Annotated in this window: 17 protein-coding genes and 1 tRNA gene; 14 read left to right on the top strand and 4 right to left on the bottom strand. The window is 69.9% G+C overall.

Annotated features, from left to right (window positions below; translation table 11 throughout):
* The first annotated feature begins 286 nt into the window (after positions 1-286).
* From aceE to fabF, 10 genes are all read left to right on the top strand, one after another.
* Positions 287-3,058, top strand: a complete 2,772-nt coding sequence (gene aceE / locus FHX52_RS02580) for a pyruvate dehydrogenase (acetyl-transferring), homodimeric type (RefSeq protein ID WP_141819646.1) — start codon at positions 287-289, stop codon at positions 3,056-3,058.
* A gap of 262 nt (positions 3,059-3,320) precedes the next feature.
* Positions 3,321-4,745, top strand: a complete 1,425-nt coding sequence (argG, locus tag FHX52_RS02575) for an argininosuccinate synthase (protein ID WP_141819644.1) — start codon at positions 3,321-3,323, stop codon at positions 4,743-4,745.
* A gap of 283 nt (positions 4,746-5,028) precedes the next feature.
* Positions 5,029-5,493 carry an SRPBCC family protein gene (locus FHX52_RS02570; RefSeq protein ID WP_141819642.1) on the top strand — a complete coding sequence of 155 codons (465 nt, stop codon included), beginning with the start codon at positions 5,029-5,031 and terminating at the stop codon, positions 5,491-5,493.
* Between the two features lie 37 nt (positions 5,494-5,530).
* A complete protein-coding gene (locus tag FHX52_RS02565; RefSeq protein ID WP_141819640.1) occupies positions 5,531-6,244 on the top strand; it encodes a class I SAM-dependent methyltransferase in 714 nt (237 codons plus the stop codon).
* A gap of 214 nt (positions 6,245-6,458) precedes the next feature.
* Entirely contained in the window at positions 6,459-7,331 is an 873-nt protein-coding gene (locus tag FHX52_RS02560; protein WP_185747044.1) for an alpha/beta fold hydrolase, read from the top strand.
* A 65-nt stretch (positions 7,332-7,396) separates the two neighbouring features.
* Positions 7,397-8,728, top strand: a complete 1,332-nt coding sequence (locus tag FHX52_RS02555) for a PucR family transcriptional regulator (protein WP_141819636.1) — start codon at positions 7,397-7,399, stop codon at positions 8,726-8,728.
* A 46-nt stretch (positions 8,729-8,774) separates the two neighbouring features.
* Entirely contained in the window at positions 8,775-9,749 is a 975-nt protein-coding gene (locus FHX52_RS02550; protein WP_141819635.1) for an ACP S-malonyltransferase, read from the top strand.
* Positions 9,746-10,804 carry a beta-ketoacyl-ACP synthase III gene (locus tag FHX52_RS02545; RefSeq protein ID WP_141819633.1) on the top strand — a complete coding sequence of 353 codons (1,059 nt, stop codon included), beginning with the start codon at positions 9,746-9,748 and terminating at the stop codon, positions 10,802-10,804. The genes FHX52_RS02550 and FHX52_RS02545 overlap by 4 nt, the downstream gene beginning before the upstream one ends.
* A 118-nt stretch (positions 10,805-10,922) precedes the next feature.
* Complete coding sequence (locus FHX52_RS02540; RefSeq protein WP_141819631.1) at positions 10,923-11,171, top strand: acyl carrier protein; 249 nt, start codon at positions 10,923-10,925, stop codon at positions 11,169-11,171.
* A 205-nt stretch (positions 11,172-11,376) separates the two neighbouring features.
* Positions 11,377-12,627: a beta-ketoacyl-ACP synthase II gene (gene fabF, locus FHX52_RS02535; RefSeq protein WP_141819629.1), complete on the top strand. Its 1,251-nt coding sequence runs from the start codon at positions 11,377-11,379 to the stop codon at positions 12,625-12,627.
* 147 nt (positions 12,628-12,774) lie between these two features.
* Here fabF and FHX52_RS02530 read toward each other — a convergent pair whose 3' ends face one another.
* Both FHX52_RS02530 and FHX52_RS02525 read right to left on the bottom strand, forming a co-directional pair.
* Positions 12,775-13,290: a DUF3145 domain-containing protein gene (locus FHX52_RS02530; protein ID WP_185747043.1), complete on the bottom strand. Its 516-nt coding sequence runs from the start codon at positions 13,288-13,290 to the stop codon at positions 12,775-12,777.
* 258 nt (positions 13,291-13,548) lie between these two features.
* Positions 13,549-13,890 (bottom strand): bifunctional 3-phenylpropionate/cinnamic acid dioxygenase ferredoxin subunit, encoded by a 342-nt coding sequence (locus FHX52_RS02525; protein WP_141819627.1) that lies wholly within the window; start codon positions 13,888-13,890, stop codon positions 13,549-13,551.
* A gap of 120 nt (positions 13,891-14,010) precedes the next feature.
* Between FHX52_RS02525 and FHX52_RS02520 the strand changes: the two genes are divergently transcribed.
* A tRNA-Ile gene (locus tag FHX52_RS02520) sits at positions 14,011-14,084 on the top strand.
* 157 nt (positions 14,085-14,241) lie between these two features.
* On the opposite strand, the gene FHX52_RS02515 is transcribed toward FHX52_RS02520, so the two are convergent.
* A complete protein-coding gene (locus FHX52_RS02515; protein ID WP_141819625.1) occupies positions 14,242-14,472 on the bottom strand; it encodes a hypothetical protein in 231 nt (76 codons plus the stop codon).
* An 85-nt stretch (positions 14,473-14,557) separates the two neighbouring features.
* Here FHX52_RS02515 and FHX52_RS02510 point away from each other — a divergent pair, with 85 nt between their 5' ends.
* Complete coding sequence (locus tag FHX52_RS02510; protein ID WP_141819623.1) at positions 14,558-14,839, top strand: hypothetical protein; 282 nt, start codon at positions 14,558-14,560, stop codon at positions 14,837-14,839.
* Positions 14,840-15,062: 223 nt separating this feature from the next.
* Here FHX52_RS02510 and FHX52_RS02505 read toward each other — a convergent pair whose 3' ends face one another.
* Positions 15,063-15,449, bottom strand: a complete 387-nt coding sequence (locus FHX52_RS02505) for a VOC family protein (RefSeq protein WP_141819621.1) — start codon at positions 15,447-15,449, stop codon at positions 15,063-15,065.
* Between the two features lie 616 nt (positions 15,450-16,065).
* Here FHX52_RS02505 and FHX52_RS02500 point away from each other — a divergent pair.
* Both FHX52_RS02500 and FHX52_RS02495 read left to right on the top strand, forming a co-directional pair.
* On the top strand, positions 16,066-16,518 hold the full coding sequence (locus tag FHX52_RS02500) for a hypothetical protein (RefSeq protein ID WP_141819619.1): 453 nt from the start codon (positions 16,066-16,068) through the stop codon (positions 16,516-16,518).
* 393 nt (positions 16,519-16,911) lie between these two features.
* Positions 16,912-17,286 carry a hypothetical protein gene (locus FHX52_RS02495; protein WP_141819617.1) on the top strand — a complete coding sequence of 125 codons (375 nt, stop codon included), beginning with the start codon at positions 16,912-16,914 and terminating at the stop codon, positions 17,284-17,286.
* The last annotated feature ends 78 nt before the right edge of the window (positions 17,287-17,364 follow it).

Genomic DNA, 17,364 nt, shown 5'->3' with positions numbered 1-17,364 from the left:
TCTCGATCACGGGCCGTTGCCCGGTAGGTCTGAACTCTCGTGTGTGACAAGTGCACCGGGTCTGGGCCGCAAGTGCAAGCAGGGCTCACCGTGGGCGCCCACGTCGCGGACGGCATACCGGCTGCTCGGGGCCGTCGGGATGGTCGGCGGCGCCGACAGCACACCCCCCGCGATCCCCCTGCTGGACCCGACTGTGACGGTGACCACCATTTGGTAGAGGATGGGTGGAGCAGCGCCGGGGCCGACCGGTCGCGGGCGCCTGCGACGCGACGAGAAAGGACCCGACGTGGCACCCGAGGCCGGCCCGATCCTCAATGGCATCCCCAGTCAGCTCCCGGACATCGACCCCGACGAGACGCAGGAGTGGATCGACTCCCTCGATGCCGTGCTCGACGAGAAGGGCCGCACCCGAGCGCGGTACATCATGCTCAAGCTCATCGAGCGGGCGCGCCAGCAGCAGGTCGGAGTGCCGTCGCTGACGGCGACCGACTACATCAACACGATCCCGCCGGAGCGCGAGCCGTGGTTCCCCGGCGACGAGGACGTCGAGCGCGAGATGCGCCGCTACATCCGCTGGAACGCCGCGATCATGGTGCACCGCGCCCAGCGGCCCGGCATCGGCGTCGGCGGGCACATCTCGACGTATGCGTCGGCCGCGACGCTCTACGAGGTGGGCATGAACCACTTCTTCCGCGGCAAGGACCACCCCGGCGGCGGCGACCAGATCTACTTCCAGGGCCACGCCTCCCCCGGCATGTACGCCCGCAGCTTCCTCGAGGGCCACCTCACGGAGACCCAGCTCGACGGGTTCCGCCAGGAGAAGAGCCACATCGTCGACGGCAAGCTCGAGGCCATCCCGTCCTACCCGCACCCGCGGCTGCTGCCCAGCTACTGGGAGTTCCCGACGGTGTCGATGGGCATCGGCCCGATGAACGCGATCTACCAGGCGCAGTTCAACAAGTACCTCCACAACCGCGGCATCAAAGACACGAGCCAGCAGGACGTCTGGGCCTTCCTCGGTGACGGGGAGATGGACGAGCCCGAGTCGCGCGGCCTGCTGCAGCTCGCCGCCAACGAGGAGCTCGACAACCTCAACTTCGTCATCAACTGCAACCTGCAGCGGCTCGACGGCCCGGTGCGCGGCAACGGCAAGATCATCCAGGAGCTCGAGGCGTTCTTCCGCGGCGCCGGCTGGAACGTCATCAAGGTCGTCTGGGGCCGCGGGTGGGACCCGCTCCTCGCCGCCGACCGCGACGGCGCGCTCGTGCACATCATGAACCAGACGAGCGACGGCGACTACCAGACCTTCCGCGCCAACGACGGCAAGTACGTCCGCGACCACTTCTTCGGGCGTGACCCGCGCACGGCCAAGATGGTCGAGGGCTGGAGCGACGAGAAGGTCTGGTGGGACCTCCGGCGCGGCGGCCACGACTACCGCAAGGTCTACGCGGCCTACAAGGCGGCGCGTGAGCACACCGGCCAGCCGACCGTCATCCTCGCCAAGACGATCAAGGGCTACGGCCTCGGCTCGCACTTCGCCGGCCGCAACGCCACGCACCAGATGAAGAAGATGACGCTGGACGACCTCAAGGCCTTCCGCGACAGCCTCCGCATCCCGATCACCGACGAGCAGCTCGAGGCCAACCCCTACCAGCCGCCGTACTACCACCCGGGGCCCGACAACGAGGTCATCAAGTACTCCATCGACCGTCGCCAGAAGCTCGGCGGCACGCTGCCGAGTCGGCGCGTCGACTTCGAGCCGCTCAAGCTGCCCGGTGACGAGGCCTACGCCCAGGTCAAGAAGGGCTCGGGCAAGCAGGAGGTCGCCACGACGATGGCGTTCGTCCGCCTGCTCAAGGACCTCCTGCGCGACAAGGAGTTCGGCCCGCGCATCGTGCCGATCATCCCCGACGAGGCGCGCACGTTCGGCATGGACGCGTTCTTCCCGACGATCAAGATCTACAACCCCAACGGGCAGAACTACACGCCGGTCGACGCCGAGCTGATGCTCGCCTACCGCGAGAGCACCACAGGGCAGATCCTCCACCTCGGCATCAACGAGGCCGGCTCGCTCGCGGCGTTCACGGCGGCCGCGACGTCCTACGCGACGCACGGCAAGCCGATGGTCCCGATCTACGTCTTCTACTCGATGTTCGGCTTCCAGCGCACCGGCGACTCGATCTGGGCGGCCGCCGACCAGATGTCCCGCGGCTTCCTCATCGGGGCCACGGCCGGTCGTACGACGCTGACCGGAGAGGGCCTGCAGCACGCCGACGGTCACAGCCCGCTCCTCGCGGCGACCAACCCGGCGGTCGTGCACTACGACCCGGCCTACGCCTACGAGATCGCGCACATCATGCAGGACGGTCTCGACCGGATGTACGGCGAGGGCCGGACTCCCGAGGAGTCCAACGTCATCTACTACCTCACCGTCTACAACGAGCCGCTCCAGCAGCCCAAGGAGCCCGAGGACGTCGACGTCGAGGGCATCCTGCGCGGCATGCACCGCATCTCGGTCGCGAACACCGAGGGCTGGACGCACGAGCCGCCGCGGGCGCAGATCCTGGGCTCGGGCGTCGGTGTGCCGTGGGCCTTGGAGGCGCAGCAGCTGCTCGCCGACGACTGGGGCGTGGCCGCCGACGTGTGGTCGGTGACCTCGTGGAACGAGCTGCGCCGTGACGGCCTCAAGGCCGACCAGCAGGAGTTCCTCAGGCCCGAGGGTCCCCCGATCAAGCCGTGGGTCACCCAGTGCCTCGAGGGCACCGAAGGTCCCGTCGTCGCGGTGAGCGACTACATGCGCGCCGTCCAGGACCAGATCCGCGAGTGGGTCCCGGGCACGTACGCCTCGCTCGGCGCCGACGGCTTCGGCTTCAGCGACACGCGCGCGGCCGCCCGCCGCTTCTTCCACATCGACGGCCCCTCGGTCGCCGTGCGGACGCTGCAGCTGCTCGCCAAGGAGGGCAAGGTCGACGCCGACGTGCCCGCCAAGGCCGCCGCCAAGTACCGCCTCGACGACGTCACCGCCGGCACGTCGGGCAACGCAGGCGGCGAGAGCTGACGCCCCGCTGACGTATGCCGTGTGGCCCGGTCCCTGCCCAGGGGCCGGGCCACACGCATACCCTGCCCGGACCGGCGGCTCGGCCGCCGCCGTCAGACGACCATTGCTGCGGCTGATCGCCTCCGCACCAGCGTGTCGTGCGGGCGCCGCGGCCCACCGGCGAGCAACGGTCGTCGGCCGGTCGGGAGACCACGGAGCGGGAGCCGGGCACACGGCATACGCGATTGGATAGGTATGCGTGACTGTGCATATACTTGCATCCATGTCCAAGGTCCTGACCTCGCTCCCCGTCGGTCAACGTGTCGGCATCGCCTTCTCCGGCGGTCTCGACACCTCCGTGGCTGTTGCCTGGATGCGAGAGAAGGGCGCCGTGCCCTGCACCTACACGGCCGACCTCGGGCAGCACGACGAGCCCGACATCGACTCCGTCCCCGGCCGCGCCGGCCAGTACGGCGCCGAGATCAGCCGCCTCGTCGACTGCAAGGCCGCCCTCGTCGAGGAGGGCCTGTCGGCCATCGTCTGCGGCGCATTCCACATCCGCAGCGGCGGCAAGACGTACTTCAACACGACGCCGCTGGGGCGCGTCGTCACCGGCACGCTGCTCGTGCGCGCCATGCAGGACGACGGCGTCTCCATCTGGGGTGACGGCTCGACCTTCAAGGGCAACGACATCGAGCGGTTCTACCGCTACGGCCTCATGGCCAACCCCGAGCTGCGCATCTACAAGCCGTGGCTCGACGCCGACTTCGTCACCGAGCTCGGTGGCCGTCACGAGATGTCCGAGTGGCTCACGGCCCGCGACCTGCCCTACCGCGCCTCCGCCGCGAAGGCCTACTCGACCGACGCCAACATCTGGGGCGCGACGCACGAGGCCAAGACCCTCGAGTTCCTCGACGAGTCGATCGAGGTCGTCGAGCCGATCATGGGCGTCAAGTTCTGGGACCCGTCCGTCGCCATCGACACCGAGGACGTCACCGTCCGCTGGGAGCGCGGTCGCCCGGTCGCCATCAACGGCACGGAGTATGCCGACGCCGTGGCCCTCGTCGACGCCGCCAACCACATCGGTGGCCGTCACGGCCTCGGCATGAGCGACCAGATCGAGAACCGGATCATCGAGGCGAAGTCGCGCGGCATCTACGAGGCCCCCGCGATGGCGCTGCTCCACATCACCTACGAGCGGCTCCTCAACGCGATCCACAACGAGGACACGATCGCGAACTACCACGCCGAGGGCCGCAAGCTCGGCCGCCTTCTCTACGAGGGCCGCTGGCTCGACCCGCAGGCGCTCATGGTCCGCGAGTCCATCCAGCGCTGGATCGCCTCGGCCGTCACCGGCGAGGTCACCATCCGCCTGCGCCGCGGCGACGACTGGTCGATCGTGGGCACGAGCGGCCCGGCCTTCAGCTACCACCCCGAGAAGCTCTCGATGGAGCGCACCGAGGACGCCGCGTTCGGCCCCGTCGACCGCATCGGCCAGCTGACGATGCGCAACCTCGACATCGCCGACTCGCGCGCCAAGCTCGAGCTGTATGCCGCCCAGGGCCTGCTCGGTGCCGACGCCAAGCAGCTCGTGGGTGAGCTCGCCCCCGGTGGCGCTGCCGCGATCTCGGCCAACCCGGCCGCTGCCGACGTCGACAGCGAGGACGACCTGCTCGACCGCGCTGCGATGGAGTTCGGCACCGACTGACGGGCCGACTCCCCCAAACCGCTTCGAGGCGGACCGCAGCCGTGGAGGGATGCGGTCCGCCTCGAAGTTCCTCGTGGGTCAGAGCTGCCGGAGGAACGCGCCTCGTGCGGTGACGTCGGGGGCGGGCGACCGAGGGCGGTCGCCGTGGGGGCGGTCAACAGGCCATCAGCTGACGGCGAAGTGAATCCGGCGACGCGCCGAGAGGGCGCTCCAGCGCGGCAGGGCCGCATACCCCAGGTGTGTGGGGCGGGTGAGCCGAGCGCGCGGTGGGTACGAGCCAGACATGAGTGACAGCAAGAGCATCACCGTCCAGCGCACCATCGACGCATCGGCGAGCGCGATCTTCGACGTCCTGAGCAACCCCAAGCGACACGTCGCCCTCGACGGCTCGGGATTCGTCCGCTCCGACGAGAAGGCCGAGCGCATCCAGAAGGTCGGTGACGTCTTCCGGATGAACATGGTCGGCGACCACATGGGTGGCGAGTACCAGACCGACAACACCGTCTCGGGCTACTCCCACAACGCCCTGCTCGCGTGGAAGACGGCGCCTGCGGACACCGACCCGCCCGGCTGGGAGTGGCTCTGGCAACTCGAGCCCAGCGGCCGCGACTCGACGCAGGTCAGCCTGACCTACGACTGGAGCTCGGTGACCGACAAGGACATCCTGTCGAAGGTCAGCTTCCCGCTCGTCAGCAGGGAGCAGCTGGAGGACAGCCTCGGCCGACTTGCCGAGACCGTCTCCAGCTGAGTCGACTGACCTCGCGACGATCGTTAGGGTCTGGCGGATGCAGCCCTCGGAGATGACGACGCCCGACGCGATGAGCACCCAGTACTCCTCGACGGACCGCCTCACGACCCGCCGGAGCGTGTGGGGCCCCGGCCCCGAGGGCGTGTCGCCCGTCGACGCGCTCCGCCAGGCCGTGCTCGACGCAGATCCTGCTGCGGTTGTCGAGATCGGTTGCGGCACAGGACATTTCGCTCGGTCTGTCCTCGATGTCCGCCCCGGGGTCGACTACGTCGCGACGGACCTCTCCCCCGCCATGGTCGCGTCGGCCACCGCTCTCGGATTGGCGGCTGTGGTGGCCCCTGCCGACGACCTGCCCTTTGCCGACGCCTCCTTCGACGTGGCCGTCGCCGCGTGGATGCTCTACCACGTGCCCGACCTCGACGCGGCGCTTCGCGAGCTGCGCCGGGTGCTCCGCCCGGGGGGAATGCTCGCTGTCGCGACCAACGGAGTGGGGCACCTCGCCGACCTCCAGCGGGAGGCCGGGGGCGAGCCCCTCGTCACCCAGTTCACCTCCGAGGTCGCCGAAGCGGTGCTGTCTCGTCACTTCTCGCACGTGACGCGCCGCGACATCGAGACCCGCGCGTTCTTCGACGACCACGCCGCGGCAGCCGCCTACCTCGCCACCTTCGACGTCGAGCTGTCGCGCACGCTGCCGCCCTTCGACGCCCCCCGCTCGTATGCCGGCAGCACCGCGATCCTCACCGCGCGCTAGCCGCTGGGCGCAGCCGCCGAAGAACCCGCGGGCAGCGGCCGAGGCTGCCACACTGGAGTGGCCGGCGCTCGTGGGTGCGGGTGCCGGCGCAGGAGCGACCATGCGACCGACACGCAGCACGTCCCAGCTCTCGGAGGTCCGCCTCCCCCGGACCCTCTGGGCCAAGCCCCATGGCGGCACGACCCCTCGTCCACACCGCCGGCCCGGAGGGGCAGTGTTGGTTGTCGCTGCACTGGTGCTCGGGGCGTGCACCACGGCCTCGAGCGGCGACCCCAACCGCGCCTCCGGCGCGGCGGGCACGGCAGCGACCGCGCCACGGGGCGCCAGCACAACCGTGGAGCCCGAGCGCGACGTCGTCGTCGCAGGCCATCACGTCAAGGCGCGCTGCGCCGGCTCCGGCCCCTCGGTCATCCTCGTCACCGACTACGCGCGGTCCATGGACGACGTCTGGCAGGAGATCCAGAGCAGGCTTGCGGCACAGGGCCGGGTCTGTGCCTACGACCGCCTCGGGGTCGGCCGCAGCGACGCGGCACCCGACCGTCAGACCTTCACGTCGATGGCCGGTGACCTCGAAGGCGTCATCAGCGCTCTCGGTCTGACCCGTCCGGTCGTCGTGATGGGCCATGCGCTCGGCGGGCCCATCGCGCTGAGCTGGGCGAGCAAGCACCAGGCTGATGCCCGGGCCCTGGTCCTCTTCGATCCCATGCCACCCGGGTACCTCGGCCCCAAGGGCTCCTTGGTGAAGGCCCTTCCGCCTCCGGACCCCGGCGACCCCGAGCTGAGCAACGTGTGGCGAGACGTCGAGCGTTTCAATGATCAGCGAACCAACAAGGAGAGCCTCGACCCCGAGTCGTGGACGGCCTACGAACGCCTTCCGGCCATGTCCGTGCCGCTCTACATCCTGCTCGAAGCCTGGCCGCAGCAGTGGCCCGCTGCCGTCGACGCCAAGAAGGTCGATGCAACATGGCGAGGTCTGCAGCGTGGGCTTCTGGCGCTGTCCACCCCGTCCGAACAGGTCAGCGTGCCGACACAGGACGCGTGGCCGACGGTCATCGAGAACACCCTGCGGCGGGCTTTGATGTCCTGACCCCGGGCGTGGGATTTGTCGGCGCCCTACAAGCCGCCACGCGCTCCGCATCCTAGGGTGGGTCCATGAGCCCTCCGTCGCGGCAGCACGCCAGCGCGTCGACGATGCTCGCCGTCGAGCGCAGCGCCGGCGAGCTGTCGACGCTCGCGGTCCGGCGGATGGAGGAGAACCTCGACTGGTATCGCCGCCTCTCCGCCGAGGAACGCTCCCAGGTCGGCCTCGTGGCCCAGGCCGGCATCTCGCAGTTCATCGCCTGGTTTCGGCAGGACGACCAATCCCCCTCTGCCATATCGATCTTCGCGAACGCACCTCAAGAGCTGACCCGCACTGTGAGCCTGCGACACACCCTCGACCTCGTGCGCACCGTCGTCGATGTCGTCGAGTCGCGCGTCGAGAGCCTCGCGGGGCCAGGCGACGAGCAGCTCCTGCGTGAGTCGGTGCTGCGCTTCTCGCGCGAGATCGCCTTCGCCGCGGCCGAGGTGTATGCCGGAGCCGCCGAGGCCCGCGGCGCCTGGGACGCCCGGCTCGAGGCCCTCGTCGTCGACGCCGTGCTCCGCGGCGAGGCCGACGACTCGATGCAGTCGCGAGCGAGCGCCCTGGGCTGGGGCGAGGTCTCGCACGTCACCTTCGTCGTCGGCAGCACACCCGCGAGCCGGGGCAGCACCGTTCCCGCGATCGACGAGCTGCGGCGCGCGGTGCGCGAGCACGGTGTGGAGGCACTTGCGATTGTCCAGCGCTCGCGCCTCATCGCGATCATCGGAGGCACCCGCGAGCCGCTCCGCGTCGTCGCAGCGGTCGCGGACGCGTTCGGGCCAGGGCCGATCGTCGTCGGTCCGACGGTGCCGCACCTTTTCGCTGCCGGCCGCTCTGCCCGAGCCGCGCTCAGCGGCCTCTCGGCCGCGCCGGCCTGGCCGGACGCCCCCCGCATCGTCGAGTCGGAGGCGCTGCTCCCCGAGCGGGCCCTTGCCGGAGACCAGCCCGCGCGGCGCATCCTCGTCGACCGCGTCCACCGCCCGCTCGCAGCGGCAGCCCAAGCTCCCCTGCTCCTGACGGCGACGGCATACCTCGAGAGCGGCGGCTCGCTCGAGGCCACGGCCCGCGCCCTCTTCGTCCACGCCAACACCGTGCGCTACCGCCTCGGGCGCATCAGCGACCTCACCGGCTACGACCTCGCCACCCCGCGCGAGGCATGGGTCGTGCGCATCGCCCTCGCGCTCGGACGGCTGTCCGGCGAGGGGCGCACACCGGCCGCCCTCGCCCCTCCCCCCGGCGACCGCGCGCGGAGTACGTTGGGCTCCAAGGTGCAACCGTATGCCGTCCCCCCGGGTCGCCAGCCCGACCTCGTCCCACGCGGCCGTTTGGAGGATTCCTCCAAAGGATCGAGTGTGACTTCGTGACAATCGGTGGGAGGGTCCTCGTCGGTAACGCGGAAGGGTGGAACTCGTGCTAGCGATCGTGTGCCCTGGTCAGGGCTCCCAGACCCCCGGCTTCCTCTCCCCGTGGCTCGAGCTCGACGGAGTCCGCGGCCGACTCGAAGCCCTCGGCGAGGCCGGCGGGCTCGACCTCGTGGCGCACGGCACGGTGTCCGATGCCGACATGATCAAGGACACCGCCGTCGCCCAGCCCCTCATCGTCGCGGCCGGGCTCGTCACCGCGAGCGCCCTTCTGCCGACCGGCACCGAGGCAGACGCCTCGCTCGCGGCCACCGGCGCCGTGCTCGCCGGCCACTCGGTCGGTGAGTTCACCGCGACGGCCCTCGCAGGTGTCGTCAGCGGCGCGCAGGCGATGTCGCTCGTCGCGACGCGCGGTCGGGCCATGGCCGAGGCCAGCGCCGTGACCCCCACCGGCATGGCCGCGGTGCTCGGCGGTGACGCCGACGAGGTGCTCGCCTCGATCGAGCGACACGGCCTCACCCCCGCCAACGTCAACGGCGCCGGCCAGGTGGTCGCCGCAGGCACCCTCGAGCAGATCGAGGCCTTCCGCGCCGACCCGCCCGCCAAGGCCCGCGTCATCCCGCTCCAGGTGGCCGGCGCGTTCCACACGCACCACATGGCCCCTGCGGTCGACGCGCTCGCCGCGGCGGCCGCCGACGTCACCCCGGCCGACCCGACCCTCGCCCTCCTGTCGAACGCCGACGGACGGGCCGTGACCGACGGCGCCGAGGTCGTGACCCGGCTCGTGCGCCAGGTGAGCAACCCCGTGCGCTGGGACCAGTGCATGGCAACCCTCGTCGACCTCGGCGTCACCGGCCTGCTCGAGCTCGCACCCGCCGGCACCCTCGTCGGTCTCGCCAAGCGCGCGATGCCCGGCGTCGAGACCGTCGCCCTCAAGACCCCCGACGACCTCGACGCGGCGCGTGCGCTCGTCGAGACCCACGGTGGCACCGACACCCCCTCCCCCCGAGAAGGCAACCAGTGACCTCTCCCACCGCCTCCACTCCGCCCGCCCCCAAGGGCACCGGCACCCTCGTCGACAACGGCGCGGCGCGCCACTCGCGCATGATCGGCGTCGGCGCCTACCGTCCCGCGCGCGTCGTCATGAACTCCGAGATCATCGACAAGATCGACTCGAGCGACGAGTGGATCCGCGAGCGGTCGGGCATCATCAGCCGCCACTTCGCCGCCGAGGACGAGAGCGTCATCGACATGGCGGAGCACGCGTCCCGCCAGGCCATGGAGCACGCCGGCATCTCGGCCGACCAGATCGGCTTCGTCCTCGTCGCCACGGTCACCCACCCCTACCAGACCCCGGCCGCAGCGCCCGAGCTCGCCGCGCGTCTCGGCTCGACGGCCCCGGCCATCGACATCTCGGCCGCCTGCGCCGGCTACTGCTACGGCGTCGCGATGGCGAGCGACATGGTCAAGGGCGGCTCGGCCGACTACGTCCTCGTCGTCGGTGTCGAGAAGCTCAGTGACTTCACCGACCCCTACGACCGCGGCAGCGCGTTCATCTTCGGAGACGGCGCGGGCGCCTGCATCATCGGCCCGAGCGACACCCCCGGCATCGGCCCCACCGTGTGGGGATCCGACGGCGTCCAGCGCGACGCGATCAGCCAGAAGCAGGCCTGGACCGAGGTCCGTGAGTCGTGGAAGGACGCCCAGGCCGACAAGGCTGTGTGGCCCAACATCGGCATGGCGGGTCAGACCGTCTTCCGCTGGGCCGTCTGGGGCATGGCCCCCGTGGCCCAGCAGGCCATCGACAAGGCCGGCATCAAGGCCGACGACCTCGACGCCTTCATCCCCCACCAGGCCAACATCCGCATCATCGATGCGATGGTCAAGCAGCTCAAGCTGCCGGCCGACATCCCTGTCGCCCGCGACATCGTCACGACGGCCAACACCTCGGCCGCCTCCATCCCCCTCGCCACGACGCGGATGCTCGCGGAGGGCGAGGCGCCCAGCGGCGGCCTCGCGCTGCAGATCGGCTTCGGCGCCGGACTCGTGTATGCCGCACAGGTCGTCGTGCTGCCCTGAGCAGCGGGCGCCCAGGCAGCCACCAGCTCCCGCCGGTCCCGACGGGTCATTCGGGCCAACGGCATGACATCCACCACGGATGACAGACGAGAACACCAACGACACAAGGAGCACCCAGATGGCTCAGTCCGAGCAGGAGATCCTCGACGGTCTCGCAGAGATCGTCAACGAGGAGACCGGCATCGACACCGCGTCCGTCGAGATGGACAAGTCCTTCACCGAGGACCTCGACATCGACTCCCTCTCGATGATGACGATCGTCGTCAACGCGGAGGAGAAGTTCGGCGTGCGCATCCCGGACAGCGAGGTCAAGAACCTCAAGACCGTGCGCGACGCCGTCACGTTCATCAGCGGCGCGCAGGCCTGATCGTCGCCGTCGTCCACGTGACCGGCGCGGGCAGCGCGTCAGCGCCGGTCACGTGGCTCGCGACAGCAGCCACCGAGCCCAACACGGCTCGGGGCAGAAGCCGGGTCCACGGCCCGACACCCCAGCAGCACCCGGGCTGGTCCCGCACAGACAGCCGCACAGCACCGCATCACCCCCGTCACTCGACCCAGAGGAGCACGTCACCATGACGTCCATTCGCGACCGCCGTGTCGTGGTCACCGGACTCGGTGCGACCACGCCAGTCGGCGGCACCGTCCCCGAGACGTGGGAGGCCATCCTCGCCGGTCGTTCCGGCGCCCGCACGATGGACTTCGACTGGGTCTCGAAGTACGAGCTGCCAGTCACCTTCGCCGCACTCATCGACACGCAGCCCATCGACGTGCTGGCCAAGGTCGAGACCCGCCGTCTCGACCCGTCGAGCCAGTACGCCCTCATCGCCGCGCGCGAGGCGTGGGCCGACGCCGGCGCCCCCGAGATCGACCCCGAGCGCCTCGGCGCCGCCATCGGCTCCGGCATCGGCGGAGTCTGGACCCTGCTCGACCAATGGGACGTGCTCAAGGAGAAGGGCCCCCGCCGGGTCTACCCCCTGGCCGTCCCGATGCTCATGCCCAACGGTCCCGCGGCTGCCGTGTCACTCGACCTCGGCGCCCGCGCCGGGGCCCACACGACCGTCAGCGCCTGCGCCTCCGGAGCCGAGAGCATGGGCTACGCGATCGACATGATCCGCACGGGTCGCGCCGACATCGTCGTCGCCGGTGGCACCGAGGCTGCCGTGCACCCGCTGCCGATTGCCGGCTTCGCCGCGATGCAGGCCCTCTCGACCCGCAACGACGATCCGGCCGCGGCCTCGCGTCCCTACGACACCGGCCGCGACGGCTTCGTGCTCGGTGAGGGCGCTGCCGTCATCGTGCTCGAGTCCGAGGAGCACGCCAAGGCACGAGGCGCGCGCATCTACGCCGAGCTCGCGAGCGTCGGCATGTCGGCCGACGCCCACCACATCACCGCCCCCGAGCCCAACGGCTCCGGCGCGTCCCGCGCGATGCTCTTCGCCGTCGAGCGGGCCGACCTCGCGCCCACCGACATCCTGCACATCAACGCGCACGCGACCTCGACGCCGGTCGGCGACGTCGCCGAGTACAACGCGATCAAGCGGGCCTTCGGCGACCACACCGAGAACATGTCGGTGACGGCGACGAAGTCGATGACCGGACACCTGCTCGGTGCGGCCGGCGCCCTCGAGGCAGTCATCACGATCCTCTCGGTGCACCACCGGCTCGTCCCCGCGACGATCAACCTCGACGACCAGGACCCCGAGATCCCGCTCAACGTCGTCAAGGGCGAGCACCAGAAGCTGCCCGACGGCGACATCGCGGCGCTCAACAACTCGTTCGGGTTCGGTGGGCACAACGTCGCCCTGGCGGTCCGCAGCTACTGAGCGCGAGCCCGCCGGACGGCATACCGCCGCGGTGGGCCCGGAGCGAACACGACAGCACGGCACGACGAGGGCCCGGGGGCACGAACCCCCCGGGCCCTCGTCGTCCCGGCTGCCGCGCTGGAGGACGGGCAGGCGGGACGTCCGTGGTCAGCCGACCTTGTGCAGCCAGCGCACGGGCGCGCCGTCACCGGCGTGCCGGAAGACCTCGAGCTCCTCGTCCCACGGCAGCCCGAGCAGCAGGTCGATCTCCTCCTGCAGCGCCTCGAGGTCACCGTGGGTGCGCAGCACCGCCTCGCGCAGGCGGTCCTCCTGCACGACGGCGTCGCCCGACGCCGAGGTCATCGCGTGGTGGATGCCGAGGCGCGGCGTGTAGGACCAGCGCGCGCCGTCGCAGCCGGGCGACGGCTCCTCGGTGACCTCGTAGCGCAGCGAGTCCCAGCCGCGCAGGGCGCTGGCGAGCTCGGCGCCCGTGCCGGAATCACCGGTCCAGCTGAGCTCGGCCCGTAGGTGGCGGGGCGCGGCGGGCTGGGGCATCCAGTCGAGGGTTACCCGACGATCGAGAACGGCCTCGATGGCCCACGTGATGTGGGGGCACAGCACCGCTGGGGCTCCGTGTACGAACACGACCCCACGCGTCATCGTGCGCGGCAACGCGACAGACATCCGAACCTCCTCGGTGTGCAGGGACGTCTTCCCCAACGCCTGCTGGCCGAGTTGTGCTCGCGGTGCTCGTCGTGCCGATCTTCACTTCAGGTATGCCGTGTGCCCACGGGTGTGGGCACCGGTCCATTGTGCACCACCCAGCACACGCGCACCAGAGGTCTCTCGAGGAACGGACGGGGTGCCTTCGGTGGTGTCGGTGTCATGCAGAGCGCACAGCAGGGCGTGCGTCCTGCATGACCGTGGCGCTGACATGGCGCCTCAGGCGGTGGCCGGGACCCCGGGGTGGAGGTAGACCTCATCGCCGCGCAGCTCCACCTTGTGCGTCGCGACCGGCTTCGTCGCAGGCAGGCACTGCGGCACCCCGTCCTTGAGGCAGAAGCGTGTCGCGTGCAGCGGGCACTCGACCTCCCCCGCCTCGATCCAGCCCTCGGCGAGCGACGCGTCCTCGTGCGAGCACGTGTCGTCGAGGGCGTAGTAGGTGCCGTCGTCGTCGCGGAAGAGCGAGATCGGCTCCGTCGTGCCGGTCAGGTCTGTCGCCAGGACGAGCGCCTCACCGGGTGCCACGTCGTCGACCGCGGCCACGCGGATGCCGTCACTCATGGGTTGCGTCCTTCGGTCCTCGGGGTTGGTCCCCCGCGAGCCTAGAGGGTGTGTCGGCTGTGCCCGGCGGCGGTCGCTAGACTCCCAGCGTCCTCGGCGACCGCGAGCCGGCCGAGGGTCGGGGCAGTAGCTCAGCCGGTCAGAGCAGCGGACTCATAATCCGTCGGTCCAGGGTTCAAGCCCCTGCTGCCCCACACAAGTCATCGCAGGTCAGGAGGCCATGGGTCACCCTTCTGGCGCCCGAGCGTCGGGCCCGCTTGCCAACAGACTGCTAACGCGTCGCAGATGCGGCCCTGGCGCCCTGCTGTCTGGCGGCGGCAAAGGTGCAGCGTGGCCACGATCTCGAACCGGTCACCACGGCGGCGGCGACATCCCGGTGATCCTGGCGGCGGCTGTGACCCGCCATGTGCCGGAGGACTGTCTGAGCAGCAACCAGGTCGTGTACTCCGAGAAGGTGGGGCCGACGCTGTAGATCCGCAGAGCAGGCTGCTTCTCGTAGAGCGACGAGCAGTACTTGCCGACGTCCGTCTCCAGCTGGGTGCTCCCACAGTCGCCGGCGTAGGTGTAGCCCTTTCTGGCCATCCAGGCCCGGATCGCCCCTGCCGGTGTCGCGGCACCCTTCGGAGGGCTGGTTGATGTGGGCGACGGGAGTGTCGCGGTCGGCGCAGTGGCCCTCGGGGAGGTGGTGGACTTCGGCGACGTGGTCGACGTGGTCGACGTGGTCGACGTGGGAGAAGCGGCCCTCGTGCGTCCGCCGGTTGTCGTCGGAAGAGGATTGGCAGTGGTCGTCGATGCGGCTTCTGTGCTGGTGGACGTGTTGACCGCTGTCGCGGTTGGCGATGCCGAGCCGCCTGTCGGGGCGTCGCCGCAGCCCGCAAGAACCAGCCCGGCCGAAGCCAAGGCTGGCAGCAGCACTCTTCGAGTCGTCCACAGACTGCTCGATGACTGAGTGCCCATATCCACACGATGACGGACCGGCGTGACTGCTGACAGGGCCAATCGTCCCGTTCGCCGGGGTGAGTCGTCGCGTGCGCACCGGCGGCTTGGCACGAGGTTTCGACGCACGAGGATGAGCCGGGCGAGGGATCATCCGATAGCGGGTGGTTTCACGTTCCGGTTCACGGCGGCCAACCGGCCTGGTCGAGCCCAGGCGGCCGGGGAGGGTGGCCTCCTCACTCCACGATCTCGAACCGGTTCCCATCGCCGTCAAACACTTGGAACATCGCCGGGACCCCAGGCCAGCGCAGCACCTCGCCGACTTTGACTCCCCGGGACAGCAACGCTGCGTGGGTGGAGTCCGCGTCATCGGTGTGGAACCGGATGCCCGTCTCGACCCCGGCAGGCGTGTCGATGCTTGCTTTGACCAAGGCGATGCTCGCTCCGGCGCCGGAGGTGAGCATGATCCAGCGGGCTTCGGACCCGGGCAGTGGCGCGTCGGTCTGAAGCGTGAATCCCAAGCGTCCCGAGTAGAACTCGAGCGCACGGTCCTGGTCGTTGACGGGGATGCCAACGACCTTGATGGCACCGATGCCTGGCGTGTTCGGCGTGGACGTGGTCATGGTGTCGTCCCCTCGGTTCGTGGTGGTCACTACCTACACGAATGGCGCAAGGCCAGATCGACAGTCCGGCCCAACGGACCGGAACAACGGGGCGCACGCGTGGGCAGCCGCTGCCAACACTCTGCTACGCGCAGCTCGCCAACACGCCAGGACACAGCCGGACGATGATGTCGACGAGGCCACGATTGAGCACCGGACGGCGCCCAGAGCGACCACCGCGGGCTGGTCAGGGTCCAGGCCGGGCGGATGAGACGCATCATCCGTCGGTCCAGGGTTCAAGCCCCTGCTGCTCCACTCTAGGTTTGCCCCGGTTTCGCCTCGCGAAGGCTGGTCGATGCGGTGAAGCGGACGAGGAGCCCCCGCGGCGTGCAGGGGTACGTCGCGTCTACGCGAGCAGCGGCTTCCTCAACCTCCACGGTGGTCCGTTGCAGAGGGGCATCTCCCCGACCCGATCTCGGCTCGTTCTTCGACCGCTCACAATCGAACACAAACGGGGACCTTCGGCCCTTATGACCCAGACCTGGCGCTACGGACTATTGATGTAGGCGATGAGATCGCGGGTCCTCGGACCAGGTTGCAGCGGGCGGTTCGAGGGCGGCCAACTGGAGCAGCAGGAATGGTTCTCATGACTATTTACGAAGACAAAAGGGACGAGTACCTCGCCGATGCGAAGGTCCACTGCAAGCGCGCTGAGTATTTTGCAGCCCTGAATGTGACCGGGGTGATACTCACTGCAGCCCTTGCGGCACTGGCAGCAGTCACGTCACTGACCAGCGTACCGAGCTGGATGACAACCGCCGCAGCGGCGCTTTCGGCCGCGCTCGGGATCTTAACCGCGGCCTTCAAGCCGCTAGACAAGAGCGCTGCCCACACGCAGCTTGCGGCCGACCTCAAGCGCCTCTCCTCGGAGTTCCGACAGCTCGCTGAGTGGCAGGGGCCAATGCCTACCGGGGACTGGGCTATCAAACTCGCAGGCATCGAGAACCTCTTGGCCGCGAACAAGCAGGTGCCCGACGAGGCCACCTGGGCTGCCGCGTGGCCGCCCGTGGCGCCTGCCCCCACAGCGTGAGGCCTGACACGTCCCGCGTGCTCAGTGTTGCTTCGGCACTTGTCGTCGTCTTGGCGAGGAACGTGGGGCAGTTGGCGCACACTCTCCGGGCGGCGAAGCGCTAAGAAGCTGCCTTGCCACGGCCCCCTTCTCACAGGGGTAGAGGAACTCGCTGTCATGACTGCACTCGAGGACTGCGCCTTGGACATGATGACCGTGCTCAAGGATTCCGACCCAAAGGAAGGGTTCCTTGATGAGACGCGCCAGAGCCCGAGGGTTCAAGCCCTTGCTGCACGCCACCCTGGGAGCCACGCCTGCGCTGGGGTCGCTGTGTGACGACTCAGGCGGACCTTCGTCCCTTGATCGAGTGCCCCCCTCGGGCGAACGATCGAAGCGGGGAAAGGTAGGTGCGTCATGAGCAGCTCCAAGCAGGAGCAGCCGCTCGTCCCCACGGGTCAGCAGACCCCGTGGCTGACGCGCGCATGGATCGGCGTCGCCCTGGTGCCGGTGTTCTTCTTCGTCGCCTTCGCCGTCGGCGAGGGCCTCTACTCGATGCTGGGCTACGAGGCCGGCACCGCCGAGGCGCCGGGCTGGACGATCGCCGTCGTCTCGGCAGTCACGCTCGCCGTGGTGGTCGTCCCCTGCTTCTTCGCCATCCACTACGGGCGGCGAGCGATGAAGGCCGGCGACCTGCGTGGTCGGGTGCCGCTCATCATCGGCTGGGTCGTCGCCGCTGGCTGGTTCGTCTTGACCGTCGTCTCCGAGGTCGGCGACTTCGTCCGCCGGTGACCCCGGCCCGCTGAGGGCCGGACCCGCCAGCGGGAGCACCCGCGAGCGCGCACCTGAGAGTGCACCCAGTTCGCGTCC

Source organism: Humibacillus xanthopallidus, from assembly GCF_006717145.1.
In the GTDB taxonomy this organism is placed as follows: Bacteria; Actinomycetota; Actinomycetes; order Actinomycetales; family Dermatophilaceae; genus Humibacillus; species Humibacillus xanthopallidus.
This window is presented reverse-complemented; position numbering and strand designations above follow the sequence as displayed.

What these genes read in the sequence shown, in the direction of transcription:
- FHX52_RS02570 (WP_141819642.1), top strand. Translation starts at nt 5,029, where the DNA reads ATGAGTGACAGCAAGAGCATCACCGTCCAGCGCACCATCGACGCATCG.
- FHX52_RS02565 (WP_141819640.1), top strand. Translation starts at nt 5,531, where the DNA reads ATGCAGCCCTCGGAGATGACGACGCCCGACGCGATGAGCACCCAGTAC.
- FHX52_RS02530 (WP_185747043.1), bottom strand. Translation starts at nt 13,290, where the DNA reads ATGTCTGTCGCGTTGCCGCGCACGATGACGCGTGGGGTCGTGTTCGTA.
- FHX52_RS02500 (WP_141819619.1), top strand. Translation starts at nt 16,066, where the DNA reads ATGGTTCTCATGACTATTTACGAAGACAAAAGGGACGAGTACCTCGCC.
- argG (WP_141819644.1), top strand. Translation starts at nt 3,321, where the DNA reads ATGTCCAAGGTCCTGACCTCGCTCCCCGTCGGTCAACGTGTCGGCATC.
- FHX52_RS02525 (WP_141819627.1), bottom strand. Translation starts at nt 13,890, where the DNA reads ATGAGTGACGGCATCCGCGTGGCCGCGGTCGACGACGTGGCACCCGGT.
- FHX52_RS02555 (WP_141819636.1), top strand. Translation starts at nt 7,397, where the DNA reads ATGAGCCCTCCGTCGCGGCAGCACGCCAGCGCGTCGACGATGCTCGCC.
- FHX52_RS02505 (WP_141819621.1), bottom strand. Translation starts at nt 15,449, where the DNA reads ATGACCACGTCCACGCCGAACACGCCAGGCATCGGTGCCATCAAGGTC.
- fabF (WP_141819629.1), top strand. Translation starts at nt 11,377, where the DNA reads ATGACGTCCATTCGCGACCGCCGTGTCGTGGTCACCGGACTCGGTGCG.
- FHX52_RS02540 (WP_141819631.1), top strand. Translation starts at nt 10,923, where the DNA reads ATGGCTCAGTCCGAGCAGGAGATCCTCGACGGTCTCGCAGAGATCGTC.
- FHX52_RS02495 (WP_141819617.1), top strand. Translation starts at nt 16,912, where the DNA reads ATGAGCAGCTCCAAGCAGGAGCAGCCGCTCGTCCCCACGGGTCAGCAG.
- FHX52_RS02515 (WP_141819625.1), bottom strand. Translation starts at nt 14,472, where the DNA reads ATGGCCAGAAAGGGCTACACCTACGCCGGCGACTGTGGGAGCACCCAG.